This is a genomic window from Rhodococcus sp. IC4_135, from assembly GCF_011602025.1.
GTDB classification, from domain to species: domain Bacteria; phylum Actinomycetota; class Actinomycetes; order Mycobacteriales; family Mycobacteriaceae; genus Rhodococcus_F; species Rhodococcus_F baikonurensis.
On the sequence record NZ_JAAOLG010000005.1, the window covers coordinates 46,609 to 73,068 of the forward strand.

At 63.6% G+C, this 26,460-nt stretch carries 22 protein-coding genes; 15 read left to right on the top strand and 7 right to left on the bottom strand.

The features are described 5' to 3' along the window. Positions 1 to 20: 20 nt before the first annotated feature. Positions 21 to 788, top strand: coding sequence for an SDR family NAD(P)-dependent oxidoreductase (locus G8767_RS12205; protein WP_003944195.1), 768 nt, complete (start codon positions 21 to 23; stop codon positions 786 to 788). 55 nt (positions 789 to 843) lie between these two features. On the opposite strand, the gene G8767_RS12210 is transcribed toward G8767_RS12205, so the two are convergent. Both G8767_RS12210 and G8767_RS12215 read right to left on the bottom strand, forming a co-directional pair. Beyond that, the gene (locus G8767_RS12210; protein ID WP_166810290.1) at positions 844 to 3,171 is read right to left on the bottom strand and encodes a bifunctional diguanylate cyclase/phosphodiesterase; all 2,328 of its coding nucleotides are present in this window, start codon (positions 3,169 to 3,171) and stop codon (positions 844 to 846) included. A 135-nt stretch (positions 3,172 to 3,306) separates the two neighbouring features. Continuing rightward, entirely contained in the window at positions 3,307 to 4,863 is a 1,557-nt protein-coding gene (locus tag G8767_RS12215) for a TM0106 family RecB-like putative nuclease (protein ID WP_166810436.1), read from the bottom strand. Between the two features lie 124 nt (positions 4,864 to 4,987). On the opposite strand from G8767_RS12215, the gene G8767_RS12220 reads away from it, so the two are divergent. From G8767_RS12220 to cysC, 8 genes are all read left to right on the top strand, one after another. Then, positions 4,988 to 5,641: a DUF6474 family protein gene (locus tag G8767_RS12220; protein WP_003944178.1), complete on the top strand. Its 654-nt coding sequence runs from the start codon at positions 4,988 to 4,990 to the stop codon at positions 5,639 to 5,641. Positions 5,642 to 5,655: 14 nt separating this feature from the next. Next, a complete protein-coding gene (locus G8767_RS12225) occupies positions 5,656 to 6,171 on the top strand; it encodes a hypothetical protein (RefSeq protein ID WP_095969421.1) in 516 nt (171 codons plus the stop codon). Between the two features lie 52 nt (positions 6,172 to 6,223). After that, complete coding sequence (locus tag G8767_RS12230) at positions 6,224 to 6,892, top strand: YcnI family protein (protein WP_095969420.1); 669 nt, start codon at positions 6,224 to 6,226, stop codon at positions 6,890 to 6,892. Next, positions 6,892 to 7,410, top strand: coding sequence for a copper resistance CopC family protein (locus G8767_RS12235; RefSeq protein WP_003944137.1), 519 nt, complete (start codon positions 6,892 to 6,894; stop codon positions 7,408 to 7,410). Before G8767_RS12230 ends, G8767_RS12235 begins: the two co-directional genes overlap by 1 nt. Positions 7,411 to 7,414: 4 nt before the next feature. Beyond that, complete coding sequence (locus G8767_RS12240; protein WP_166810291.1) at positions 7,415 to 8,356, top strand: CopD family protein; 942 nt, start codon at positions 7,415 to 7,417, stop codon at positions 8,354 to 8,356. A gap of 122 nt (positions 8,357 to 8,478) precedes the next feature. Beyond that, positions 8,479 to 9,288 (top strand): Stf0 family sulfotransferase, encoded by an 810-nt coding sequence (locus G8767_RS12245; protein ID WP_166810292.1) that lies wholly within the window; start codon positions 8,479 to 8,481, stop codon positions 9,286 to 9,288. Beyond that, complete coding sequence (gene cysD / locus G8767_RS12250; RefSeq protein WP_095969417.1) at positions 9,285 to 10,199, top strand: sulfate adenylyltransferase subunit CysD; 915 nt, start codon at positions 9,285 to 9,287, stop codon at positions 10,197 to 10,199. The genes G8767_RS12245 and cysD overlap by 4 nt, the downstream gene beginning before the upstream one ends. Further along, positions 10,199 to 12,079 (top strand): adenylyl-sulfate kinase, encoded by a 1,881-nt coding sequence (cysC, locus tag G8767_RS12255; protein ID WP_166810293.1) that lies wholly within the window; start codon positions 10,199 to 10,201, stop codon positions 12,077 to 12,079. The genes cysD and cysC overlap by 1 nt, the downstream gene beginning before the upstream one ends. On the opposite strand, the gene G8767_RS12260 is transcribed toward cysC, so the two are convergent. The 4 genes from G8767_RS12260 to G8767_RS12275 are packed head-to-tail and all read right to left on the bottom strand — an operon-like array spanning position 12,076 to position 19,055. Next, on the bottom strand, positions 12,076 to 13,446 hold the full coding sequence (locus G8767_RS12260) for a sulfatase (RefSeq protein ID WP_124566900.1): 1,371 nt from the start codon (positions 13,444 to 13,446) through the stop codon (positions 12,076 to 12,078). The two genes, cysC and G8767_RS12260, sit on opposite strands and share 4 nt — an antisense overlap. 56 nt (positions 13,447 to 13,502) lie before the next feature. Continuing rightward, positions 13,503 to 16,700, bottom strand: a complete 3,198-nt coding sequence (locus G8767_RS12265) for a carboxyl transferase domain-containing protein (RefSeq protein WP_166810294.1) — start codon at positions 16,698 to 16,700, stop codon at positions 13,503 to 13,505. Further along, positions 16,697 to 18,394, bottom strand: coding sequence for an AMP-binding protein (locus G8767_RS12270; protein ID WP_166810295.1), 1,698 nt, complete (start codon positions 18,392 to 18,394; stop codon positions 16,697 to 16,699). Before G8767_RS12270 ends, G8767_RS12265 begins: the two co-directional genes overlap by 4 nt. A gap of 25 nt (positions 18,395 to 18,419) precedes the next feature. After that, the gene (locus G8767_RS12275) at positions 18,420 to 19,055 is read right to left on the bottom strand and encodes a TetR/AcrR family transcriptional regulator (RefSeq protein ID WP_095969412.1); all 636 of its coding nucleotides are present in this window, start codon (positions 19,053 to 19,055) and stop codon (positions 18,420 to 18,422) included. Positions 19,056 to 19,205: 150 nt separating this feature from the next. On the opposite strand from G8767_RS12275, the gene G8767_RS12280 reads away from it, so the two are divergent. Then, positions 19,206 to 20,582: a M20/M25/M40 family metallo-hydrolase gene (locus G8767_RS12280; RefSeq protein ID WP_166810296.1), complete on the top strand. Its 1,377-nt coding sequence runs from the start codon at positions 19,206 to 19,208 to the stop codon at positions 20,580 to 20,582. Next, entirely contained in the window at positions 20,579 to 22,141 is a 1,563-nt protein-coding gene (locus G8767_RS12285; RefSeq protein WP_166810297.1) for a YfcC family protein, read from the top strand. Before G8767_RS12280 ends, G8767_RS12285 begins: the two co-directional genes overlap by 4 nt. 1 nt (position 22,142) lies before the next feature. On the opposite strand, the gene G8767_RS12290 is transcribed toward G8767_RS12285, so the two are convergent. Continuing rightward, complete coding sequence (locus G8767_RS12290; RefSeq protein ID WP_166810298.1) at positions 22,143 to 22,730, bottom strand: DinB family protein; 588 nt, start codon at positions 22,728 to 22,730, stop codon at positions 22,143 to 22,145. 18 nt (positions 22,731 to 22,748) lie between these two features. On the opposite strand from G8767_RS12290, the gene G8767_RS12295 reads away from it, so the two are divergent. The 4 genes from G8767_RS12295 (at position 22,749) to G8767_RS12310 (ending at position 26,459) form a co-directional block, all read left to right on the top strand. Beyond that, positions 22,749 to 23,996 carry a hypothetical protein gene (locus tag G8767_RS12295; RefSeq protein ID WP_253252803.1) on the top strand — a complete coding sequence of 416 codons (1,248 nt, stop codon included), beginning with the start codon at positions 22,749 to 22,751 and terminating at the stop codon, positions 23,994 to 23,996. Between the two features lie 79 nt (positions 23,997 to 24,075). Further along, a complete protein-coding gene (locus tag G8767_RS12300) occupies positions 24,076 to 25,722 on the top strand; it encodes an MFS transporter (protein WP_166810299.1) in 1,647 nt (548 codons plus the stop codon). A 3-nt stretch (positions 25,723 to 25,725) separates the two neighbouring features. Beyond that, positions 25,726 to 26,178 carry a DUF6325 family protein gene (locus G8767_RS12305; protein WP_166810300.1) on the top strand — a complete coding sequence of 151 codons (453 nt, stop codon included), beginning with the start codon at positions 25,726 to 25,728 and terminating at the stop codon, positions 26,176 to 26,178. Further along, entirely contained in the window at positions 26,175 to 26,459 is a 285-nt protein-coding gene (locus G8767_RS12310; RefSeq protein WP_166810301.1) for an SHOCT domain-containing protein, read from the top strand. Before G8767_RS12305 ends, G8767_RS12310 begins: the two co-directional genes overlap by 4 nt. The last annotated feature ends 1 nt before the right edge of the window (position 26,460 follow it).

Genomic DNA, 26,460 nt, shown 5'->3' on the forward strand with positions numbered 1-26,460 from the left:
TAACTCGAGGAGCACACGAAGTGGAAATCAAGGGAACCGCAGCACTGGTCACCGGAGCGGCATCAGGCCTGGGCGCCGCAACAGCCAAGCGCCTCGCCGACGCCGGCGCTACCGTCTTCGGCCTGGATCTGCCCGCGTCGATCGAGCGCGCAGGCGACAACGTCCCCGCCGGCGTCACCCTCATCCCCACCGACGTGACCAGCGGCGAAGAGGTCGAAGCAGCGATCAACCAGATCGTCGAATCGGGCTCCCCGCTGCGCATCGTCGTCAACTGTGCCGGTGTCGGCTGGGCCGGACGCATCCTGTCCAAGAAGGGCCCGCACGACCTCGAGCTGTTCCGCACGGTCATCACCGTCAACCTGCTCGGTACCTTCAACGTCATGCGCCTGGCCGCCGACGCCATCGCCAAGACCGAGGCCGTCGACGAGTCGGGCCAGCGCGGCGTTGTCATCAACACCGCTTCCGTTGCCGCCTTCGAAGGACAGATCGGCCAGATCGCGTACTCCGCTTCCAAGGGCGGCGTGCACGGCATGACGGTTCCGGCTGCCCGCGACCTCGCGCAGTTCGGCATCCGCGTCAACACCATCGCTCCCGGCATCATCGACACCCCGATGCTCGCAGGCGTCACCGACGAGTACCGCAAGGGCCTCGAGGCCGGCGTTCCGTTCCCGTCGCGTCTGGGCCAGCCGTCCGAGTACGCGCAGCTCGCGCAGATGATCGTCGAACACGACTACCTCAACGGCGAGACCATCCGCATGGACGGCGCACTCCGCATGGCGCCGCGCTAACCTCCCTGCTGTGCGCCTTTATTAACCGCCCGCGGTTAATAAAGGCGCACAGTTGTCAGAACGAATGAAAATACCCACCGCTGGTTTGTGCAGTTGCGCTCAGATATTCGGCCACCTCGGCCGCGGGTATCGGCCGACTGATGTAGTAACCCTGAACCAATTCGCAACCGGCGGTGCGCAGGAGCCTCAACTGGTCGGCCGTCTCCACGCCTTCTGCCAATGACTGCATTCCGAGCGCCTTCGACACCTCGACCACCGACGTGACGACTGCCGAATCACCCTCGCTCAATTCGGTGATGAACGACCGGTCGATCTTGAGAATGTCCAACGGCAGTTTCTTCAAACTCTCGAAAGACGAATAGCCGGTCCCGAAGTCGTCCAGGGCAATCGCAATCCCGGTGGCACGCAGACGATCCAGTTCGGCGACGGCAAGCTCCTCTACCGCTCCCGTCTCTGTGATCTCCAGCTGGAGCCGTTTGCTGGACAGACCGGACGCCTCCAGCGCATCGTTCACGGCCGATCCGAAGCCGGACGACATCAGTTGCACCGGAGAGACATTCACCGTCACGTAGGTGTCATCGGGCCACGTCGTCGCTTCAGCGCAGGCCATGTGTAAAACCTGAAGCCCCAGCGGGACAATCAAACCCGTCTCTTCCGCGACGTCGATGAAAATGTGCGGCGCAAGCACTCCACGCACCGGATGATTCCAGCGAAGCAGTGCCTCGAAACCCTCGACGCGGCCGGTGTCCGCACGAACCTGCGGTTGGTAGTACAGCTCGAACTGCCGAGATTCGATCGCAAGCCCAAGCTCTTGCAAGGCCGATGCTCGTTCCCTGGCCCGCGCGCGCAGGACCGGCGAGTATCTTCCGACCCGGTTCTTGCCGGCGGATTTTGCCGCATACAGCGCCAGGTCCGCGGACATGACAAGCGTGTCCGCGTCTTCGGAATCTGCCGGTGAGCTGGCATAACCGATCGATGCACGAACCTCGATGCGATTCCCCCGCACGAAAAACGGCTCACGCAATGCGCCCAGATAGCGGGCAAACACCTCGCCGCCGTCCCCTGTTCCCCGCAGGACGACGCCAAATTCGTCGCCCCCGATTCGCGCACACATGGCGCCGTCGACCACTCGATTAAGCCGTGCAGCAACGGAAATCAACAATTTGTCACCGACAGGGTGCCCCAGCGTGTCGTTCACCGACTTGAAATTGTCCAGGTCGAGGATGCCGACCAGAACCTGCTCGCCGGTCCGGACGGTGCCGAGTGCGTCGGACAGCTCCGAGCCGAACGTCCGGCGATTAGGGAGCCCGGTCAGTCCGTCGGTTGCAGCAAGCCACAGAATGCGCCGCTCGTAGTTGTACTTCTCGGTGATGTCCGAGCCCACACCTCGCCAACCCACGAACTCCATGGCCTCGGAAAGCCTGGGATGACCCGACAGAGACCACCATCGGTCGACGCCGCCGACACGAACGGGAACGACGACCTCACGAAACGGCATGAGGCGGTCGAGGTGATCTCCGATGACCTGGACCGCGGCTCGACCACTCTTCGTCGAACCGACGTCGAGCCGATCCAACAATCCGCGCAGCGACAGGGTTCGCAGGTCGGAGACGGGAACTCCCGAGATCTGTGACAGCCGAGCGGAGGTGTGCGACAACGTCCCGGTGGTGTCGACTTCCCACAGCCAGTCGCGTGACCCGCCCTCGAAATCGTCGAGAAGTAAACTGACCGTCTGGCGCTCGGCAGCAGCCTCGAACTCTGCAAGACAACGACTTCGGAACGACGCCCACAGATAGACAACGCCGACGCACAGAATGCTGATGTAGACGACGAGTTGAAACGAAAGGACGAAGTACTCGGCCGTCGCCCCGGCAAGCATGACGAACAACAATCCCAGACCGTGCACCAGAATCCAGGCCAAACCCAGCGACCGAACAGTCGACAGCGCAACTGCACCGGCACCCACCACGCCGGCGATGGTCGCGATCAGAACCAGCTTTCGCGAACCGTCTATCACCGGAAGCATCTCGGCTGCAAGGATCGTGTACAGAACGCCCAGCAGTACCACCTCGAGCATGAGTGCCCAGTAGTCGTACCGCGTCGTGTGCTTGGGCGAATAGCTCTCTCCTTGAATGACCCTCGGCAACCACACACGCACCGAATTGAGAATGACTGCGAGCGCTGCCGCTCCCCAGATCACACGGAAATCTTCGCGCCCCGGAGGCACGACATAGGCCAGCAAGGCGCATGCACTGAAGAAATTCGCGACGTTGGCCAGTGGAGCGACCGTTGTCACTTGGCGGACTTGGCGCGCGAAGAGGTCACGTCGCTCGACGTCAGACAGTTCGGCGTCGCTCGCACTCGAAGTCAGCCTGCTCAGCATTCAATACCCTCCATCGTGGAGCCGACCAGATGAAGGTAGCGCGGATACGGGTTCCAGACACACGATGACGAGAAACTTCGAATCGAAACATCCTGTTAAATAGGACGTTTCAGACAATAGCGACAGAGGTCAGTGCTACAGCTCGGAAGCCAACGGAATTTCCTTCTCCGCGCGGTCCGTCATCCACTCACGTAGGACCTTGGTGGCAATGACGTCGTCCTCGTTGTACTGCAGGATGCGTGTCCGTTGCGTCTCGTCCGGCTCACCGTCGTAGCCGACCGCCTCGCGGTACCACGCCATCGACGCTTCGCCACCTGCTTCGGCGTCACGCCAGTTGAACCCGGCCACGGGAGCAATCTTCTTGAGTCCCTTGCCGTTCGGGCAGATGAACTGATCACTCACCGCTTGATAGATGTCGACCCACTGCGGACTGTCGATGAACTCACGGATCTCGTCCTTGCTCGGAATCCCGGGTTCACCGGCAAACCTGCGCGCCGAGTCCAACAACCACTTGTCCTCCGCCGAACGCGAATAGCAGTATGCGGCAAAGGTTTTACCCGAAGCAGCCGCCGCGGCACGCTCCGCCATCAGCCAACCCCAGAACTCCGCGAACGACCGCGCCTCGTCACGCGTCGGCAGCGGATCCCACGTCGCGAATCCTCGATACATCGAGAAGCCACCGACATTGAGCAACGTTCCCCACAGGTAGGCGCCGTGCTCCTGATAGCTCTCCATGTCGACGTCGATCTCGATGTCCGCCCGGGTCACCGAGATCTTCTCGAACCGCCGCACCAACGGGGCGTCTGCCAACCACGCCTTCGCGATCACCACTGCGTCGTCGAAATTTCCGTGCGGCCAATCCTCGAGCGGCTCACCTTCCCAGGCGGCCAACTGATCGATCGTGTTGCAGCCGACATCGCGCAGAAGCTCGGCTCGCGATCCGACAGCGACGAGGCTGACGTCTCGGTTTCGGACCAACTCCTGCTTGCATTCGGTCCACCACGGGCACGATTTGCACTCGCTCACCTGTGACGGGGACGTCAGCACCTCACCGCGGGCAACAGCGATGCGGTCGGCGAAACGCTCGTCGTAATCGTCGAGAATCGCGCTGAGGTCGTGGACGAGGATGCAGTCGCCGTTGTAACCGATCGCGCCGGCTGTCAGAGACGGGCTAGCCAGCCCACGACGCTCGAGCATCCGATAGACCTGCGCGACGCGCATCTGATCGCGGACCTGACTGCGGACCTTGCGTTTGGGATCGACCGCTGGCTCCCAGTCGAAGAGCCCCGAGGCGATCGCGCCCTGTCCTGGATCGGTCACCTTGTGATTGACGACAATGACGGGGATGTACCCGCCGCCTCCCTCGTCACGGATGAGCATTTCGCATCGGCCCTTGCGGCCGGTGTCTCGCTCGACCGGCAACACGGCGCCCCAGATCCGGTCCGCGCCGGCCTCGCAGGCAGCCAGAGTGTCTCGAGCCTGAGCCGACGCCGATTGATCGGGGTTGATCTTCACCCAACGCTCGGGAGCAGCACCGATCACCAGTTCGGCGATCTCGGCACGCTTTGCGATCGCGGCATCCTGGCGTTGCTTCACGCCGGTGTCGACGGGTTCCGAAGCCGATTTCCCGGGAAACAACCCGTCCAGACGCACCCGATGGCGGCATCGGGTCAACGCCCCCGAATCGATGATCGGGAGCTGGGGCGCGGGGTTGTTAACGGAACACACGATGACGAAGATTATGTGCTCCCCTAGGCTGAAGCCGAAGCGCAGGTACCTGGCAACACACAAACACCTGGAAACGGGGTCCTTTTCGATGGGGTTGTTCAAGAAGCGAAAGTCTCGTGCCACCCGCAAGGCGGAGGCAAAGGCTCTCAAGCACAAGGCTGAGGTCGAGGCGAAGCTCAACGCCAAGAGCCAGCGTAAGCGCGACAAGGTCGAGACCAAGTCGCTCAAGAAGCTGGAGAAAGCCGAGATCGAGTCACAGCACAAGATCGAAAAGGCGCAGATCGCGACCCTGAAGGCGCAGGAGAAGGCCGCTGCGAATCAGGGCCTGACCGTCGCCAAGGTACGCAAGTACCTGGGCGTGGCACGTCTGCTTGCCCCTGTTCTCCTGCCGATCGCGTACCGCGCGGCTACGGCAGTTCGCGCCCAGCTCGACACCACGCGCGCACAGAAGATGGGCATCGCCGTCGACCAGCTCGGCGACTACACCGGTCACGGCGCGAAGTTGAGCGCTCGTATCGCCGGTGCCGAGAGCTCGGTCACCGAGATCCTCAGCCGCAAGCCCGACGACGCGGAGACGCAGCGTTTCGCGGCCGCCATCCGTGAGCGCCTCGGCGATCTCAGCACGGCAGTTCGTGCTGCCGAGCAGATGCCGCAGGCTCGCCGAAAGGCAGCTCATCAGGCAATTTCTTCCGAACTCGACGGCGTCGAAGCAGATCTGCTCGCACGCCTCGGCGTGCGCTAGACCTGAGAAAGACAGTGAGAGCAGCCGAGCAGACCGCGACCCTCCGGGGGACAGCTGTCGGTTCCGCTTCGGCTGCTCTCGCTGTCGCTGCGCACGGAATCGGTGGAGGTGAGCTGCCACAGTCGTCTTCGCTGACCCTGCTGCTCGCAGTCTGCGCAACCGTCGGTGCCGTCACAGCCACCCTCCCCGCCCTCTCGCGGGGGCCCGCCGCCTTGATCGTGGCTCTGGGCCTGGGACAGCTTGCCGCGCACACCACCATGACGCTCTCCGAGCACGCTCATTCGCCCGCTCCGGGATTGGTGATGCTCGGTGCTCACGCCGGTGCCACCGTCGCCTGTGCGCTGGCGGTCCTGGCTGCCGAGCGCCTCTACCGGGTTGTCACTCACGCTCTTCACGTCGTCCTGGCGTCCCTGGCGCCCGCCGCCGTCACTTCCCGCGGCCACACCGTCTCGACCGGAATCCATCACGGACCTGTCGACGCTCTGCTTCGCGCCAGCATCTCGCGGCGCGGTCCTCCTGCCCTGGTCTGAAGATTCGTAGAACTCCCCACCCCTTCACCAGACCAAGAGGACACTTCCCGACATGAAGAACACCCTGATTTCGCGTGCGGTTGTCACGACCGTCGCTACCGGCAGCGCCGTACTGCTGGCCGCCGGAATTGCTTCAGCACACGTCAGCGTCGTCGCACCAGGAGCTACGCAGGGCGGATACTCCGTTCTCACGTTCCGCGTGCCCACCGAATCCGACACCGCTTCGACCACCAAGCTGACGGTGGCACTCCCCGACCTCAAGTCGGCACGTACCGAACCGATGCCCGGCTGGACCGCTGTCGTGGAGAAGGACCCCACCTCGCTGGTCGCGAAGTCCGTGACCTGGACGGCCGATCCCGGCGTCGGCATCGCCCCCGGCCAGTTCCAGCAGTTCGTCCTCTCTGCCGGCCCGCTGCCGGAGCAGGAAGAGGTCGAGTTCAAGGCCGTCCAGACGTACAGCGACGGCAACGTCGTCAACTGGGATCAGGAAGAGCTTGCCGACGGCAGTGAGCCGGACAAGCCCGCGCCGACGCTGACTCTCGCCGCGTCCACCGGTGACGCGCACGGAGCGCCCTCTGCCGATAACACTGCCGAGACGTCCGCTGCCTCCGAATCTTCTTCGTCGGACAACACCGCCCGCTGGCTCGGCGGCGTCGGCCTGGTGCTCGGCGCGTTGGGCGCTGCACTCGGCCTCGGCGCACTGGTCAGGAGCAAGCGCTGATGAGTACCCGGATCAAGGTCATCGCCGTCGGCATGCTCGCGATGCTGGCCACGATGCTCGGAATGGGCACGGCCAGCGCGCACTCCGCGGTGGTCGGTTCCAACCCCGAAAACGGTGCGTCGATTCAAGTTGCACCCGATACGGTTTCGGTCACGTTCAACGAGGCCCTGCAGGCGCAGTTCGCGGCACTGACCGTCACCGGTCCCGACGGCAACCTCTGGACCAAGAGCGATCCGTCCGTCGAAGGTCCCACTGTCAGTGCAGACCTCGGCGATCTCGGGCCGACCGGCGTCTACACGATCGCGTACCGCGTCACCTCCGCTGACGGCCACCCCGTCAACGGAACCCTGACGTTCACCCTCACCGAGGCGGGGTCGGGCACTCCCGGCGCTGCCGCCGCGTCGAGTACGGGTGAGTCGGAGTCCGGCAGCATGCCGGTGTGGATCTTCATCGTCGCCGGCGTCGTCGTGTTCGGCGGTGCGCTGTTCTTCGTGCTCCGTAAGCCGAAGTCGAGCTGATCGCGTGACGGGTACGGCAAACAGGTGGTGGTTGCTGTTTGCCGTACCCACAGCTCTGCTGGGGGTACTGATCGCCTGGGGGCTCGCGAGTCCGTCAGGACCCGAATCGTCGAGCACGGTCCGCGTTCTCGCGATCGGATGCGGCTCGTTGACGCTCGGCATCGCGACGCTTGCCTGGATGGGCCGCAGTGAACGCCGCCCGGCAACATCCCCCGCCGTCATGTGGACTCAGCTCACCGCGGCGGCAGCGGTCTGGCTCGTCGCCGAGATCACGCTCCTCGTGCTCAATGCCGCAGCGGCCGAAGGCGCCCCGGTCACCTCGCTGACCATCGGACACTTCGGCGCATTCGTCTCCGAGGTCAACGTCGGCCGCGTCGGCGTCGCGATCATCGCGTGCGCGTTTGCCGTCGTCTGTTACGGCATCTACGGATTCACAAACCCCGAGACGGTGCCCGTCGCACCGGCATTGGTCGTCTCCGCGTTGGCGCTCGCTGCCCGCCCGATCACCGGGCACATGGCGCAGCAGAGCTTCGGATCGATCCTCGACGCCGTTCACGTCCTCGCGGCGGCCCTGTGGTTCGGGGTACTCGCCGCACTCGCCCTTGCCGTACCGTCGCGCGGTTCATGGGCGATCTGGTTGCCCAAGTACTCCGCCCTCGCATGGCGATGCGTCCTCGCGTTGGTCGTCACCGGTATCGTCAACGCCGTCGTGCGACTCGACTCACTCTCCGCCTTCTACGACACCGCATACGGCCGGGTGATCCTCGCCAAGATCGTGGTGATCGCGCTGCTCGTCGCCCTGGGATGGTGGTGGCGCCGGACGTGGGTGGTCGCGAGTGCTGCACACCGCATGAGTTCGGACGGATCCCTACGCCGCGCCATCGGTGAAGTTGTGTTCATGGCCATCGCTTTCGGGCTCGCCGCGGCCCTTGCGACAACTGCGTAAGACGTGCCTCAGCACAAGATTTCGTGACCCGCACATTTAACGTTTCACGTCGAGATTTAACCTCTACGTGAGTTTATTTTCCCAGCTTGCGGCGGTTTCCGGCCGCCCTTAGCGTTGCTCGCATGACGGAGGCCCAACGCTCGTTTCTCGTCTGCGCTTCGCAGCGCAGCGGCAGTACTTTGCTGGTCGAATCCCTGCGAGCAACCGGGGTCGCGGGTGAGCCGGAAGAGTTCTTCCAGTACCTCCCCGAGACCTCTCGATCGCCTCAACCGAGGCAGTGGTTCGAGGACGTCACGGACGAGTCCGTCCTGAGCCTGCTCGCCCCGTTTCACCCGGGCACGCCGGACACTCGCACCTCCGAACAGTGGCGCACACAACTTCTCGAACTCGGCCGAACCCCCAACGGAGTCTGGGGCGGCAAGCTGATGTGGAATCAGACGCCGCTCCTGCTCGATCGCGCGGCCGGACTGCCGTGGCGCAGTGGGACGGACCTACGTTCTGCACTCCACGACACCCTCGATCACGACCTGCAGTTGATCCACGTCTATCGAGAAGATGTCGTCGCTCAAGCTGTGTCGATGTGGCGCGCCGTGCAGACACAGGTCTGGCGCGACGACGCGACTCCACCGAATCTCTCGGACGGTGCGCAGTACAACGCAGTCGGAATCGCGCACCTGGTGACGATTCTCGGTGAGCAGGAACGCCACTGGAAGCGCTGGTTCGAGGAGGAGGACATCTCTCCCATCGAAGTCGGGTTCCGCGATCTCACCGAAGACCCGCAATCCGTGGTCGCAAAAACCCTCATCTCCCTCGGCCTCGACGGACAACTGGCCCCGCCACCGCCGCTGCGTCGTCAGAGCGACGGACGATCCCGCGAATGGGTGCAGCGTTACCGCAACGACGCCGAACAGAACGGATACCCCGTCACATGAGCACCGTCACCGATGTGGTCGACGAACTCCGAGTTCTCGAATCCGAAGCGGTTCACATCATTCGAGAGGTGGTGGCAGAGCTCGAAAGACCGGTACTGCTCTTCTCAGCCGGTAAGGACTCGATAGTCCTGCTTCGACTGGCCGAGAAGGCGTTTCGGCCGTCCCCGCTCCCCTTCCCGGTTCTGCACGTCGACACCGGTCACAATTTCGAGGAGGTCATCGAATTTCGCGACCGCCGAATCAAGGAGGGTGGACACACACTTCTGGTTGCCTCCGTTCAGGATTCGATCGACCAGGGCAGAGTGCAGGAGTCGACCGAGACCAGCGGATCACGAAACCGCCTGCAGACCAGAACCCTGCTCGACGCTCTCGAAGGCGGAAGGTTCGACGCCGCGTTCGGTGGCGCCCGCCGGGACGAGGAACGTGCGCGCGCCAAGGAACGAGTCCTCAGCTTCCGTGACGAGTTCGGCCAGTGGGACCCGCGAGCGCAACGGGCCGAACCATGGTCGCTCTACAACGGTCGGATCAGACGCGGCGAGTCCGTTCGTGTCTTCCCCCTGAGCAACTGGACCGAGCTCGACATCTGGCGCTACATCGCCCAGGAGGAACTGGAACTGCCGTCCATCTATTTCGCGCACCAACGGCGGGTATTCGAGCGCGACGGGATGCTCCTCGCTGCTTCCGAATTCAGCACAGATGCCGAGAACGCCGCGGCAACGACCGAGTGGGTGCGATATCGAACCGTCGGCGATCTGACCATCACCGGCGCCGTTCGATCGCACGCCACCACCATCGACGACGTCGTCACCGAAATCTCGGCCGCGACGGTGTCCGAACGAGGCGAGACTCGCGCAGACGACCGAACGTCGGTCGCCGCGATGGAAGACCGAAAGCGTGAGGGCTACTTCTGATGACCACCACCATCACTCGCCAACTCCTGCGGCTGGCAACGGCGGGTAGCGTCGACGACGGCAAGAGCACGCTGATCGGCCGGCTGTTGCACGACACCGACAGCCTGCCAACCGATCACCTCGATTCCGTGACCGACGAGCACGGTGTCGCCGACCTGGCTGCACTCTCCGACGGACTACGCGCCGAGCGTGAACAGGGCATCACGATCGACGTCGCGTACCGATTCTTCTCCACTCCGACAAGAAGTTACGTACTCGCCGACACCCCGGGACACGAGCGCTACACGCGCAACATGTTCACCGGAGCCTCCAATGCGCACGTGGCGGTCCTGCTGGTCGACGCGAGGACCGGCGTGCTGCGTCAGACGCGTCGGCACGCCAGAATCGCTGCGCTACTGGGTGTTCCGAACCTTGTGGCCGTGGTGAACAAGATCGATCTGGTGGATTTCGACGAAGCGAGATTCGCGCAGGTGCAGGAAGAACTGCGAGTCTTGGCGCGGCAAGTCGGGCGCGAGGACGTACTTGCCATCCCGGTCTCCGCGAAGGCCGGTGACAACGTCGTGACGCGTTCCGAGAACACCGCGTGGTACGACGGGCCGACGCTTCTCGAATATCTCGAAGGCGTCGAACTCCATGCGCCTGCGACACACATCGAGGAGCTTCGGCTTCCCGTGCAGTGGGTTTCGCGTCCAGATCCACAGAATCGGCGCCGGTATACCGGCCGCATATCGGCAGGCACACTGAGCGTCGGAGACGAGGTAGTGGTCCTGCCGTCCGGCTCGAAGAGCACCGTGATCGGCCTCGACACCCTCGACGACAACCGCACTACCGCCGTTGCACCACTGTCGGTTTCGGTGGAGTTGGCCGACGACATCGACGTCGGACGTGGCGACGTTCTGGTCAGCGGAGGTGCGCAGGCCCACTTGCCGGTTCTGGCCCGAGAACTCGAAGCCACGATCTGCTGGTTGTCGAACACGCCACTGCGAGCCGGCGATCGGATAGCACTCAAACATACGTCCCGGACCGTGCGAGCGACCGTTCAAGAACTGCACACCCGACTCGATCCCGAGACGCTCGACGAGCAGGACAGCCCGGTGGAGTTGGGGCTCAACGACATCGGAACGGTGACGCTCCGAACCAGTTCCGTGGTGGTCGCCGATACCTACGACCACAATCGGGACTCCGGCGCGTTCATTCTGATCGACGAGCAGAGTAACGACACCGTCGGCGCAGGCACCATTCTCGAACCACGCGTCGTCGTTCCCGGTGAACAGACCCGCAACGACATCAAATGGCATCCGTCCTCACTCGAACGTCAACGGCGGTGGGCGTCTACCACCCAGAAGGGCGCGACGATCTGGTTGACCGGCCTGCCCGCCTCCGGAAAATCCACCGTAGCTGTGGCTGTCGAACGTGCGCTGGTCGACGCGGGACGCACCGCGTACCTCCTGGACGGTGACAACGTCCGCCACGGTATCTCCGACGATCTCGGGTTCTCACCGGGAGATCGGGCCGAGAACATCCGGCGCGTCGGACATCTCACTCGACTGTTCGCCGACGCCGGCGTGGTGGCCATCGCGTCGATGGTCTCGCCACTGCGTTCGGACCGAGCAATTGCGCGTGCTCTCAACGAAGCTGCCGGGCTCACCTTTCTCGAAATTGCTGTCACCACTCCCGTCGAAGAATGCGAACGCCGAGATCCCAAGGGCCTGTATGCACGTGCGCGAGCGGGTGAACTGAAGGGACTCACCGGTATCGACGCGCCGTACGAGACCCCGGAGGACCCGGACCTGGCTTTCGACACGACGGGGGCTGACATCTCCGAGTTGGTCGAGCGGGTCATCGCATTGTTGGAAGAACGCGAAGCCACCAGGCCCTAAGGGTTTTCGGTGTCCGACTCGAGATAGCCGCGGTCCGCGCTGTAGGCGGACCGCACGTTGGGTCGGACACCGATCTTTTCGAGATATGCCGCCATGCGGTGCACGGCCATCGCGCTACCCAATGCCTCGTCGGGAAGACGATCATCCGTTTCGGCGCGCCACGTGTGAAGCTGTGAGGACAATTCCGCCTGTACCGCCGACACTTCCGGTCGATCGATCAGATTGATCTTCTCGTCAGGGTCGGACCGCAGGTCGTACAGCTCGCGAGGCGCACGTACCGCCAGATGCTCGGTGCCGAGCGCCTTTCCGGAGAGACTGTCCTCGATGTCGAGCGGTAGATCCAGAGCCGGGCGGACGGCGTAGTTCTCGATATAGCTGTAGTCCTTGGTGCGCACCGCTCGAATGGGATCGAAGCTGTCGTGAAAGGTCTTCTCCGTGAACAAGGAAGTCCGGACGGGCTCGGAAGGCTGGGTTCCACGATCGACGAGGGCATCGGCGTGCGAGCGACCTTCCACCTCGGTGGGGACATCGATGCCGAGGAGATCGAGAATGGTCGGAACAAGGTCCACACCGCTGAAGAGTGTCTCGTATTCCTTTCCGCCACTGCGATACCGAGCCGGAGGGCGAGCGATCAACGCAATTCCGGTACCCGGGGCGTAGAGCGTCGACTTGGCACGCGGGAACGCGGCGCCGTGATCGGTGAGGAAGAAGACCCACGTGTTCTCGTCGAGCCCCTCTTCCTCGAGCGTCCCGAGCAGATCACCCACCGCGGCGTCGGCCACCTCTACGCTGCCGTGGAATTCGGCCAGATCCTCGCGTACCTGCGGCACGTCGGGAAGGTATCCGGGAACCTCCAGCGCTGCGGTGTCCGCCGGTGTGTAGCGATCGGCCGGGTACGGCCGATGCGTTTCGAAGAACCCCGTGGTGAGCAGGAACGGCTCGGGTGGGAAGCGTCGTAACCAGTTCTGGGCACGCGGAACCACGTAGTCGCAGAACGAATTGGTGACGTCGTACTCGTGATAGCCCAGTCGCTTCGGATACGCAGTCTCGTGCTGCATGCCGAACAGCGAGGTGTACCAGCCGTTGTCGGAGAGGATTTGCGGGAGCGTCTGCACCTCGGCGTGGTACTCCCAGCCGTGGTGCGCCAACCCGATCAGACCGTTGTTGTGCGGATACCTGCCCGAGAAGAGCGAACCGCGCGAAGGTGAGCACAGCGGCGCCGTCGCGTGTGCGTCGGTGAAGCGGATACCTTCTGCTGCCAGTCGGTCGAGATGGGGGCTGTTGACCCCGGCGACACCGTAACTTGCGAGGTGTCGCCCCAGGTCGTGCCAATGAATGATCAGGACGTTATCTCGCGCAGCCGACACGTGGGCAAGGCTAGTTGCCCCGCCCACGTGCGGCAACAGCTCGAATCAGCAGGATCTCAACTGTTTCTGCCGAGCTGCCTGATCCAGGCGCGGGTGTCGGCCGGATCGATGACGTCGTCCAGTTCGAACGTGGTCGCCGCCATGAGAGCCTTGCCCTGTGCGTAGGCCAGTTCCACGAACTGACCGAACAGGGTCTCCCGAGCCTCCGGATCTTCGACGGACTCGAGTTCCTTGCGGAAACCGAGACGCACCGCGCCTTCCAGACCCATCGGCCCGATCTCGCCCGTCGGCCACGCCACCGTGAACTCGGGTGCGTGGAAGGAACCACCGGCCATCGCCATGGCGCCCAACCCGTAACCCTTGCGCAGGATGATCGTTCCGAACGGCACCGTGAGGCGAGCACCGGCAACGAAGAACCTGCCGAACCTTCGGACCGTCGCCTCTTCCTCCGAATCCGGACCCACCATGAATCCCGGTGTGTCGCACAGGGTCACCAGAGGGATGCGGTGCGCTTCGAGCAGTTCCAGGAAATCCGAAGCCTTGTCGGACGCCTCCGCGTCGATCGCTCCGCCGAGATGCTCGCTGCTGTTCGCCAGCACACCGTACGGAACTCCTTCGACGCGAACGAGTGCAGTCACTACACCGCGACCGTAATCTCGACGCAGTTCCAGGACGCTGTCGACATCCGCGATCGCCTCAATCGCTCCACGAACGTCGTACGAGCGCAGGCGATTCTCCGGCACCACGTGCCGCGAGAGCCGCGGATCCGGAGCCGCCCACTCTCCGCTCGCGCCCTGGAAATAGCCGAGGTACTGCTTGGCCAGGGCCACAGCATGAGCGTCGTCGTCAGCGACCAGGTGTACGACGCCGTTGCGGCGCTGCACGTCGATGGGGCCGATGTCCTCGGGGCGGAAGTTTCCGAGCCCGCCGCCCTCGACCATGGCAGGGCCTCCCATGCCGATGTTGGCATCGGGCGTCGCGATCAGTACGTCGCACGCGCCGGCCAGGGCCGCGTTGCCCGCGAAACAACGACCGGACACGACGGCGACCATGGGCACCCGGCCGCTCAGAGCCGCCATGGCACGGAAGGTTCCCAGTTCCAGGCCCGCCCCGGCGCCCGCGTCGGTGTCACCGGGGCGACCACCGCCGCCTTCCGCGAACAGCACTACCGGAACTCGCTTGCGATCGGCGATCTCGAGCAGGCGGTCGGTCTTGGCGTGATTGCGCATGCCCTGGGTACCGGCGAGCACCGAGTAGTCGTACGAGATCACGACGCTCTCGCCGCCGCTGATGGTCGCCACTCCGCCGATCAGTCCGTCAGCCGGAGTGTTGGCGATCAGGTCTTCCTCGCTGCGTCGACTGCGCTGCGCTGCCAGCGCGAGAGCGCCGTACTCGACCAGGCTGTCGTCGTCGACCAGGTCGTAGACGTTCTCGCGAGCAGTCCGGCGTCCCAGCTTGTGGCGCTTGGCCACAGCTGCGGGCCGCGCCGCGTCCAGGGTCACCTCGTGGCGAGCGATGATCTCCGCGAGATCGGGGCGGACGTCGTCGAGGTCCACCTCGTCGACCTCGGCGAGCTTCGAGCCCGCGCTCGCGCTACGAACGACGAGCAACGGTTCGCCCGCACTCACCGATCTCCCCGGTGACGACAGGACCCGGACCACTTCGAGGTCACCGGGCGCCGAAAGTACATGCTGCATCTTCATCGCCTCGAGGACGGCAACCTGGCCTCCCGCATGGACACCGTCACCGACGGCGGCGAGTTCGACGACGATGCCCGCCATCTGTGCACGAACCACGTCTTCGTCCGGTGCCACGTCCACGTTCGAGGAAGGCGTTTGCGGACCGGCTTCGGGAACAAGATCCGCCAATCGCGAACCCAACCAGTCGACGTCGACCAGACCGTCACGGAAGTCCTTGTCCGACAATATGGCCTGCAAGAATTCGAGGTTGGTCGCCACACCGTCGATAGTGAACTCACTCAAAGCAGCAATCGACTTGCGCACAGCGGCAGGAAAATCCGATCGACGCGTGTGGGTGACGACCTTCGCCAGCAGCGAATCGTACCGCGCACTCGGCGAGAGTCCGACCGTACCGAAGGTGTCCACTCGCACGCCGGGCCCGCCCGGAGGGGTGAAGTTGTCGAGGGTGCCCGACGACGGCAACGCATTGCCGTCCGGCGTCATGGTTTCCATGTTGACGCGAGCCTGGATCGCGATTCCCGATGCGATTGCCACGGATCCGACTGTTTCCGAGCCCTTCTCGACAGCGGTGATTCCGGTTGGCAGGTCCAGATTCTCGAACGGAACTCCGTCCGCGATCGCGAGCTGTACGGCGACGAGGTCGACTCCGGTGACCTCCTCGGTCACCGTGTGCTCCACCTGAATTCGGGGATTGACCTCGAGGAAGACGAATCCGCGTTCCTCGACCAGGAACTCGACGGTCGCGATGCCGCGGTAGCCGACCTCGGCGCACAGCCTCGCGGCCGCAGCGTGAAGACGCTCGCGCAGGGCCCCCGACAGCCCCTGCGCGGGCGCAACCTCGATCAACTTCTGATGCCGACGTTGGACGCTGCAATCGCGGTCACCCAGAGCGAGCGCGTGAGTTCCGCCTTGCCCCGGCGCCGCCACGATCTGCACTTCGATGTGCCGAGCGCGCTCACTGAGTACCTCGGCGAACAGTGCCGAACTACCGAACCCCGACTGGGCTTCGGCCGCACACACACGGTACGCGTCGTCGAGAGCTTTCGGGTCCCGCACCGCGCGCATGCCGCGGCCACCGCCACCGCTGAGCGCCTTGATCATGATGCCGCGGGAGTTGCGCTCGAAGAATTCACGTACCTCCGCGAGGTCGGCATTCGCCGATGTCGACGGCAGGACCGGTACGCCCGAGTCGACAGCCGCGGTCCGGGCGCCGGCTTTGTCTCCGAAAGTCCGGAGGACCTGGGCGTCCGGACCGACGAAGACGATCCCCGCCTCGATGCATGCCTGCGCGAATTCGGCATTCTCACTGAGGAATCCGTAGCCCGGGTGCACGTGCGTGGCGCCGGTTTCGGCCGCGATCTTCAGCAGTGCGCCCTGATCGAGATACGCGGATGCGCCCGAAGCTCCGAGCGGCACCGACTCCGTGGCCGCCGCGACGTGCGGACTGGACGCGTCCTCCTCGGCGTAAACCGACACCGTTTCGATCCCGAGTTCACGGGCAGTTCGAATGATCCGCAGCGCAATTTCGCCGCGGTTCGCAATCAGCAGTCTCACTTTTCCCCCTGAGTGCGCTCGAACAGATCGCCCTTGCGCACCTTTCCTGTCGCTGTCATCGGAAGCGCCTCGAGCACTTCCACTTCGGGCACCTTGTACGTAGCCATGTTCTCCTTGGCCCACGAGACGATCTCATCGGCCGCGGTGTCGGAACCCTCGACCAGCTGGACAAACGCAAAAGCCACCTGCCCCTTGTCCTGATCCGGTTTCGGTACCACCGCAGCCTTTTCGATCGCGGGATGGAGCATCAGCAGCGCTTCCACCTCGGAGGGGAAGACACTCATGCCGTTGGTCTTGATCATTTCCTTGTTACGCGCCAGATAGTGCAAACCGCCACGCTCACTGAACTTTCCGACGTCACCCGTCTGCAGCCAGCCGTCACGGATGGCGTCGGCGGTGGCGGCCTCGTTGCGGTAGTACGCGGAAAGGATCGACGGGCTGCGCACGATGATCTGTCCGTGCTCGCCGACGGGAACCGGCCTGCCGTCGTGATCGACGATCAGAACGTCGGTACCGGGCACCGGAATTCCGCAGAACACTGGCTCGCTTTTCAGGTCGTAGTCGCCGTCCTGGAAACCGAGGGTGATCGTGTCCGCGGTGTGGGTTTCGGTCATGCCGTAGCTCGCTTCGCGCAGAACACCGCCGGTGGCCTCGCGCCACCGCTGGCGCGTGGCCGGATCGAGTTTGAGAACAAACGAGACTGCCATGGCGTTCTGGAGTGTCGAGAGATTTCGCTCCGAGAACCTTGATGTGTCCATCAGTTCGACGTAATTGTCGACGGTTCCGACCAGTGAGGTCACACCGTAGGTCTCGACCGCGTCGAGCGTGGTCTCCGCATCCCAACGATTCAGCAGGACAACGGTTCCGCCGTTGACGAGCGGAACCAGAATGCCGAAGTCCTCACCCGCGATCCAGAAGATCGGCAGAAACACCAGAGATACCGGCGGATTGGCGCCCACCTGGTCACCACCGGCAAGCGTCGCGGTGGCCGCGGTGTAAACCATGTGACGCTGAGTGTGCTCACAACCCTTGGGCATTCCCGTCGTTCCGCCCGTGTAGTTCAGGGCGGCGAGGGAATCGAGTTCGGTGGCAACGGGAGTCGCACGCTCACTGGTGATGATCGACTGCCAGTCGCTCAGGCGCGGATCGTCGACCTCGAAGGGCAGTTCGACGGTGGGGATCGCGGTAAGCATGTCGGAGACGGCAGTCTTCGCGACGTGTTCGAGTGGTGTCTGCGAACGAATCTTCTTCACCAACTTCGAGAAGGTGTTCTGCGTCAGAAGAACCGTGACACCCGCATCGTTGAGTTCGTGAATCAATTCGTGTTCACGGAAGAGCGGATTGATCGGCACGTGAACCGCACCGACCTTGAGAATGCCGAGCATCGCGATATGGAACTGCGGGCAATTGACCAGGTGAACGCCGACGCGATCGCCGCGTTCGACTCCGAGTGAAAGCAGCCATCCGGCAAAACGATCCGAAAGCTCGTCGTATTCGGAATACGTGACGACCCGGCCGTAGAAGACGATTGCGGGAGTATCCGGCCGCTCGACCGCCCAATGCCGCAAGTAGTCGACAAGTCCCCCACCTTCGAGCGGATACTCGACGGCGCGGGGAATGCCGGCGGGCCAATGCGCTTGTTGCAGCGCGGAGATTTCCGCCAGAGCCGCTTCGAGCACGTCTTTTTCTGCCACCGATCACTCCATTCGTAAAAGAAATCTATTTCGACTCTTCGAACCCGATCAACCGCTCGGACATCGTCGTCATATCTGCAATGAACTGGTTCTGCTCTTCGACACTCGCCTTACTCAGTCGTGCTCCACCGGCCATCTGTGCGTCCGAGATCATCTGAACGAGCACCGGGGGCGAAACGCAGGGATCCACGTCGTGAACCTGTTGAATCCGTTCGACGAAGCGCACGTAGCGGCTCACGAGCTTTTCGCGAACCGCCGACCAACTGCGCTCGACCTCGGAATCCACCCGCGCCCGATGCTCGATCACCGCGAGCAGGTCACCGTAGGTGTACACGGCCGTGATGAACGCCGACGTGGTCGTTCGGAGAACTTCGCGTAGATCCTCGGCCGCCGGGCCCTCCATGTGCTGAGCGTCGAGGAAGCGTCGGCACATCATTTCGGCGACGGCACGGAAGACCTCGTCCTTCGAGGAGAAGTACGCGTAGAAGGTCGCCCGGGAAACATCAGCCCTGGTCGTGATCGTCTCGACGGTCACAGCGTCGTATCCGAGTTCGCCGAAACAGAGCGCAGCGGTGTCGAGCAGGCCGGCCCGGCGTGGACCGTCCCCGAGCTTGCGGGCCGTCCGCGCTCGCTCCTGCGTTTCGCTGGTGGTCACCGTCACAGTGTGTGTTGACGTTGACGTCAATGTCAAGAACCGACCCCGCGTCGACCGAATTCGATCTTTTGTTCGGGTTGCCCTTTCACAGCCCATATATCGGGTGTAAGACTCTGCCTCTAATGCTTTTCGCCTTTCCCAGAAGGAGTCAGTTCCGTGCCGGAAGAATCCGCCTCACCCTCCTATTCCACAATCAAGGAAACAGTTGCAGCTTTGATGCCGGAACTGGAGTCGGAACTTGTCGAACTCGTTCGTATTCCGTCGATAGCAACAGAGGGTTTCCCCAGCAAACCCCTGTTCGAGGCTCACGACCTGATCGTTTCTCTACTGGAAAAGTCCGGAGTCACGAAGATAGAGAAACTCGAGATAACAGGTAAAACCGCGCCCGTCATCATCGCAACAGTTCCCGGCCCCGCCGGGTCCCCGACAGTATTGATGTATTCGCACTACGACGTCGTTCCCGCCGACGACATCGAACTCTGGGATTCTCCACCTTTCGAGCCGACCAGACGCGACGGCGCGATATACGGCCGCGGTACAGCAGATTCGAAGGCAAATGTCATCGGCATGATCGGCGCACTTCGCGTATTCGACGGAAAGCCGCCGGTGACGGTCAAGCTCGTCATCGAAGGCCAGGAAGAATTCGGCAGCCCCTTCGACAACTATCCGCCCGAAGCCCCCGAATTGTTTGCGGCCGACGCAATGGTCATCGCCGACGTCGGCAGCGTTCGCCCCGGATCGCCGACTCTGACCGTCGCATTGCGCGGATCCGCCCAGGTGATCGTCGAACTGGCCACTCTCGGAGCCGACAAGCACAACGGCCTCTACGGCGGCGCCGCACCGGACGCCCGCCTCGCGCTCATCCGCGCACTGGCGTCGCTGCACGACGACAACGGTGACGTCGCCGTCGACGGCCTCCTGCGCGAACCGTGGACCGGCAGTTCATATACCGAGGACGAGTTCCGCACCCTCGCCGAGATCCGCGACGGGCTTCCGCTACTGGGCACCGGCGGCATCGGCGAACGCATCTGGTCGGGCCCGGCCATCACCGTGACCGGAATCGACGCTCCTCCGGTGGACGGTGCCGTCAATGCCGTCGCCAGCACTGCCCGCGCCGTGATCAATCTGCGCGTGCACCCGCGCCAACCTGCCACCGAGGCGCAGGCTGCTCTGGTCCGGCATCTGGAAGCCTTGCGGCCCTTCGGGTTGGCGTTGACCGTCACTGCAGGAGAAACGGGCGACGGGTTTGCCGCGGCCGAAGGCGGACCGGCCTTCGACGCAGCGCTGTCAGCACTCTCGCAGTCATGGGGTGAGCCGGCCGGACTGATGGCAGGCGGCGGATCGATCCCCCTCGTCATGGCCTTGGATACAGCAGTGCCGACCGCTGAGAAGCTGTTGTTCGGCGCCACCGACGGCTACGCGAACATCCACGGCCCCAACGAACGCGTCCTGCTCGACGAGATGGAGAAGGCCGTCGTCGCCAAGGCACTGTTCTTTCAGGAGTACGCACACACCTTCGAGGGGAAGAAATGAGCACCGAGACCGACACGGGATCCGCGCAAACACCGGCCAAGAAGAAGTTCGAGTTCCCCGGTGCTGTCACGATGCTCGCGATCGTCACCGTCCTGGTCTGGGTTGCAGCACTGTTCATTCCGGCCGGACGCTTCGGCGTCGACGTGGACGGCTCACCCGTTCCCGGCAGCTTCGAGACCGTTACGTCTCCGCTCTCGTTCTGGGAACGAATCCAGCAGCTGATCCTCTCCCCCGTGAACGGCCTGTACGGCGTGCAGGATTCGATCACCGGGTTCGTCGACACCGACAACATCGGACGGCTCTTCGGCTCCGTCGGCGTCGTCCTCTTCATCATGGCGCTCGGTGCGTTCATCTCCGTCAGCTTTGCCACCCGCAGCCTCGAAACCGCTGTCTCCCAACTCGCCACCAAGCTCAGCGACAAGGGCTGGCTGCTCATCACCGTCATCATGGTGCTGTTCTCGCTGCTGGGTTCGACGATGGGCTTCTCGGTCGAGACCTTCGGCTTCTACGCCCTGCTCATACCGCTGATGACGGCACTGGGTTACGACCGCATGGTCGCGGCCACCATGATCATCCTCGGCGCACTGGTCGGAAACATGGCGTCGACGGTCAACCCGTTCTCGATCGGCGTCGCCTCGGGTGAAGCAGGCGTCTCCATCGGTGACGGCATCGTGCTGCGCGTGATCCTGTGGATCGTATTGACCGCAGTAGCAGTGGTATTCGTTCTCCGCTACGCCGCGAAGGTGAAGAAGGATCCGTCCAAGTCGCTCGTCGGTTTCGACATCGAGGACGACGAAGACGAGGAGCCGGCCGAGCAGGTGGACATCGACGGCAAGCTCACCGGAACTCAAAAGCTGGTGCTGCTCATCACCGGGCTCACCTTCGGATTGATGATCTTCTCCGTCATCCCCTGGTCGAGCATCTTCGGAGCCACCACCGGACCGGCCGAGTACGACGCGTACCACATCACCACCACCGAACCCTACTGGTTCGAGTTGAACTGGTGGTTCCCGCAATTGGCGATGCTGTTCATCCTCGCCGCAGTTCTCGTCGGCATCGTCGCGAAGATGGGTGAGAAGAAAATCGTCTCCCTGATCACGCGTGGAGCCGGCGACATGGTCGGCCCGGCAATCGTCATCCTGCTCGCTCGCGGCGTCTCGGTGATCATGACGAACACCGAAACTCTCGACACCATCCTCAATGCGATGGAGCAATTGGTCAGCGGCGCTTCGGCCGGAGTCTTCGCGATCCTCGTGATGCTCGTCAACATCCCGTTGGCGTTTCTGATCCCGTCAAGCTCCGGTCACGCCACCCTGGCGATGCCGCTGCTCGCTCCGCTCGGCGACTTCGCCGGAGTCAGCCGCGCACTCGTCATCACCGCCTTCCAGATGGGCCACGGCCTGATGCTGATGGTCGCCCCGACCAACGTCGTCGTTGTCGGCGGGCTGGCGATGGCGAAGGTGGGCTACGACAAGTTCCTACGCTTCGTCTGGCCACTCCTGCTGATCAACTTCGTGATCGTCGTCGTGGTGATCGGGGCGGCAGCGGTATTCGAGTAGTTCAGGCGTGGTCGGCCTCGCGTGCCGCCGTCTCCAGACGGTCGTTGTACTCGGCCCACCACGCCTGATCACCGGGAGCCAGATTGTCGTCGCCCGCTTTCATCCCCGCGGCACCGTCGATCAACTCCCGGACGATGTCCGCATGGCCGGCGTGCCGATGGATCTCGGTGACGACGTGAACGAGTATCCGATGCAACGTGACGTCGCGCCGATTCTCCGGCCAATGCTTCACGAAGCCGGGGGCATCCAGATCGTGCTCCTCGATCGTGGCGTCGGCGAAAGCCCAGGTACGGCGATAGGTTTCGACGATGTCGGCCCTGGACTCGTCGGCGCGGGCCCACATGTCGACGTTGAGTTCCTCCGAACGCAACCACGCAGGTAGATCGGGAACACGTCGGCCGAACGTCGGACCGAAATACCCGAGCTCGACGCCGATCATGTGTTTGACCAGACCCAACAAGTTGGTCCCTGTCCGGGTCATCGGACGCCGAATGTCATACTCCGACAGCCCGTCGAGCTTCCAGACGAGCACGTCGCGCGCTGCCTGCAGGTACCGCCGGAGATCTTCCTTTTCCGAGTTGGTGGTCATGAAACCAACCTAAACCGAGTGGAGCACACATTGACAGCGGTGGAGGATCTGACCGAGGTTGCCTCCCGGGCCGTCGCCGCCGAGCGTGACGCCAGATCGGTGCGCTGGCACAACCCGACGGCGGTCCGCAAAGCCGCCGCGTCCGTCCGCGATTCGCTCGACGACGAACGAACTGCGCTGAGCCGACCGTCGTACAGTGGGTTGTCGCCCTCGCCGCACATGGCGCACCAACTCGAACTGATCACCCGGTTGCAACCACCGCTTCCCGCCGACGCCTCCATCGGTACCGCCGCGCAGGCCGAGGCCGACGCCGTTGCCGCGGTCACCACTGCACGGATAGCCCTGCGCGCCGCCCACCTTGCGGTTCTCGAAGCACGCGTCGCCGCGCTCGATGCCGGTGACACCGATACCGTCGCCGCTGCGATTCGCGGTTACGTCCCGCTGACCTCGGGCAACCCCGTCGTCCGGCATGTACAGGGTCTCGGCTCGCGGATCCGTGAGGAAGCACGGCACGTCGTGAGTGGCAAGCCTCGGTCGATCGCTTTTCGGCTGGGGCTGAGCCTCGGAATGGGCTTGGCATACCTGGCTTTCATCCGCCTCTTCCAGTGGGACGCCAAGGAAGATCGACTGCCTTACCTTGCGCTGTACGCACTCTCGGGTGTGGTCGGAAGCGTCGTGTGCACCAATGCACTCAGCTTCGACGCCGGCCGCGTCCGTGCTGCGTTGTCCGGCGGCACCAGGCTCTGGCACGTACTGGTCGCGAAGAACGCGGTGATGCTGCTTCTCGTCGGCAGCGCCGGGTTCCTGCTCAGCGCCGTCCTCGCCTGGCGCTCCGGAAGCAGTGCTGATCTGGTGAAGGCGTGCGGTCAGGTGCTGACCATGATCCTGCTGTGGCTCGGCGTCGCCAACGTGATGTCCGTGGCGTTGCCGCTGCGGGCCGAACCGATGACGGCACGGCGCCACGACGGCACGTGGAAGCAGTTCCTGCTGTCTTTCGTCATCTCCTACGGTGTCGGACTGATCGTCAATCTGATGCTCTACTGGCGAGTCTGGGCCAAGACGACGCTGCTCGAGCAAATGGGCGGACCATGGATTCCGGTCCTGTTGCTCCTCGCGAGCGCGGCGGCTACCTGGCTGCTGCTGACCGTCCTGGCCGTACTCGTGGCCGAGCAACCACGCTTCCGACGCGCCTTGCAACGGGAGATGGTGGTCTACCGCGAAGAAACCAACCACCTGCAGGCGACCATTCAGCACAATTCCGGCTAATGTAACCGTGCGTGGCTGATCCGGGCACGTCGCGAGTACACCGCGAGTACACGCAGTGTCGAGGAAGGCGTGACCCATCATGTCCGTAAAGCCTGGCGCAGCCGCCACAACGGCCGCCGTGAGTACCGCCTCCTGGCTACCACTCGTCGTGGTGGTCCTCACCCAGATCCAGGCGTCGTTCGCCGTCAACGCCCTGACCGTCTCGATGGCCGGTATCACCACCGACCTCGACACGCCCGCAACAAGTGTCGGCACCGCGATCACCGCGGGCACCTTCGCCATGGCTGCCTTCATTCTGCTGGGAGCCAAGATCGGCGCCCGGTACGGAACGCGTTTGGTCTTCCAGATCGCGGTCGCGATTCACGGCCTCGCGATGGCCGCGGTTGCTCTGAGTCAGAGCCCGGCAATGCTGTTCGTGGCGCAAGCTGCGTCCGGCGCAGTGATCGCCCTCATCGCTCCCGCATTGACGGTCTTCATCGCCACGAACTTCAGTGGCGATCAGCAGGCAAAGGCCATCGGTTACCTGGCAGCAGCAATCCCAGCAGCCGGTGTGCTGGCACTGCTCATCGCCGGTTCCTTCGCGACGACGATCGGGTGGCGCTACTCGTTCGCTCTCGTCGTGGCGCTCGCCGTGGTCAACCTGATCCTGAGTTTCCGTGTCAAACCTGTTCCCCCACAGAAGGACATCACCATCGACTGGGCCGGCGCCGCCATTGCTGCCGTTGCCGTCATCCTGCTCAGCTTCGGATTCAGCGGCCTGAACTCGTGGGGCGTCATCCTTGCCACCGACGCTGCGCCGTTCTCGGTCATCGGTGTTTCACCCGCGGCCATCCTGATCGTCCTCGGCACCATCTGCGCGCAGGGCTTCTTCCAGTGGACGCGAAGCCGCAAGGCACAGAACAAGCCTCAGCTCTTCAACCTCGACGTTCTCAAGACCGGCGCCGAGCGCGCCACCACGATCTGCATGGCGACGATGATGTTCGTGGGAACGGCGGCCAACTTCCTCATTCCGCTGTACATGCAGATCATCCAGGGCCGCACCAGCTTGCAGACGTCGTTCTCGATCATCCCGTACACACTCTCGATCTTCATCGCGAGCACCGTCGTCGCGCGCCTGTACAAGACGTACTCCCCGCGCCTGATCGCACGAGCCGGGTTCGTCGTTGTTGCCGCTGGACTCATCCTGTTGGCCTTCACCATTCGTGGCGACTGGCATCAGATCTTCGTCGTTATCGGACTGATCACCCTCGGCCTCGGGCAGGGTGCCATCGTTGCGCTGGTGTTCAACACCCTTCTCACCGCAGCCCCCAAGGAACTGGCCGGTGACGTCGGTGCCTGGCGAGGACTGGTACACAACATGTCCGGCAGCGTCGGCATCGCGGTGGCCAGCGTGTTCGCCGTCGGAATCCTCGGTACCCTCGTCAGCGCGCAGCTGATCGACAACCCCACCATCCCGGCATCGCTCAAGGTCGAGTCCGGGATCAATCTCGACCAGGTCAACTTCGTCCCGAACGATCAACTCGTCGTGACGCTCGAAAACACCTCGGCGACACAAGCACAGATCGACGAAGCCATCCGGATCAACACCGAAGCGCGCCTGCGCGCACTGCGAACCTCGCTGCTCGTACTCGCCGGACTCTCTCTGCTCGCCGTCATTCCGGCCGGGCGCATGCCCAACGAAGTACCTGCTCTGGAAGAAACGCAACCCACGAAGGGCAAGAAGTAACCGATGTCCAACCAAGACCAGTTCGGCCCCATCGAATACGTAGCCGTCGAGTTTCCCAGCGGTGCACCGACCTCCGCGGGATTCGAGCAGCTGCTCACTCTCGTCGACTCCGGAGCGATCCGCATCCTCGACCTCGAGTTCGTCACCAAGGCCGCCGACGGATCGGTATCCGTCGTACCGGCCTCCACCTTCGAACTCGAAGATTTCGATCTGGCGCAGTTCGACGGCGCTGCCTCCGGACTGCTCGACGCCGGCGACATCGCTGCCGTTGGTGGCGAGTTGGCCGCCGGAAGTGTTGCCGCCGTACTCGTCTACGAGGAACTGGCCATACTGCCTGTCATCGATGCCTGGACACGCAGCGGCGCAAAGGTTGTCACCGAAGGTCACCTGAGCGTGGACGAACTGGCTGATGCACTCGACAACACCGCACGAGAAAATACGGAGAAGGACGCATGAGTTTCTTGAGGCGAGCCGGCCGGGTAGCCGTCGCGAGCTCCATTCACGGCAACGTTCAGCGCCGTCAGCGGACCCGTTGGGCCGCCGAAGATCAGGCTCGCGCAGCCCAGGCCCAGCCGGTGCCGCCGATTCCGGATCTACCGCCCCTGCCGCCGCAGGCAGCCCCGACAGCGTCGATGGACGCGAAGATCGAACAGCTCACCAAGCTGGGCGAACTCAAGAACGCCGGCGTATTGTCGGACGCCGAGTTCGAGATCCAGAAGGCGCGCATTCTCGCCTGAC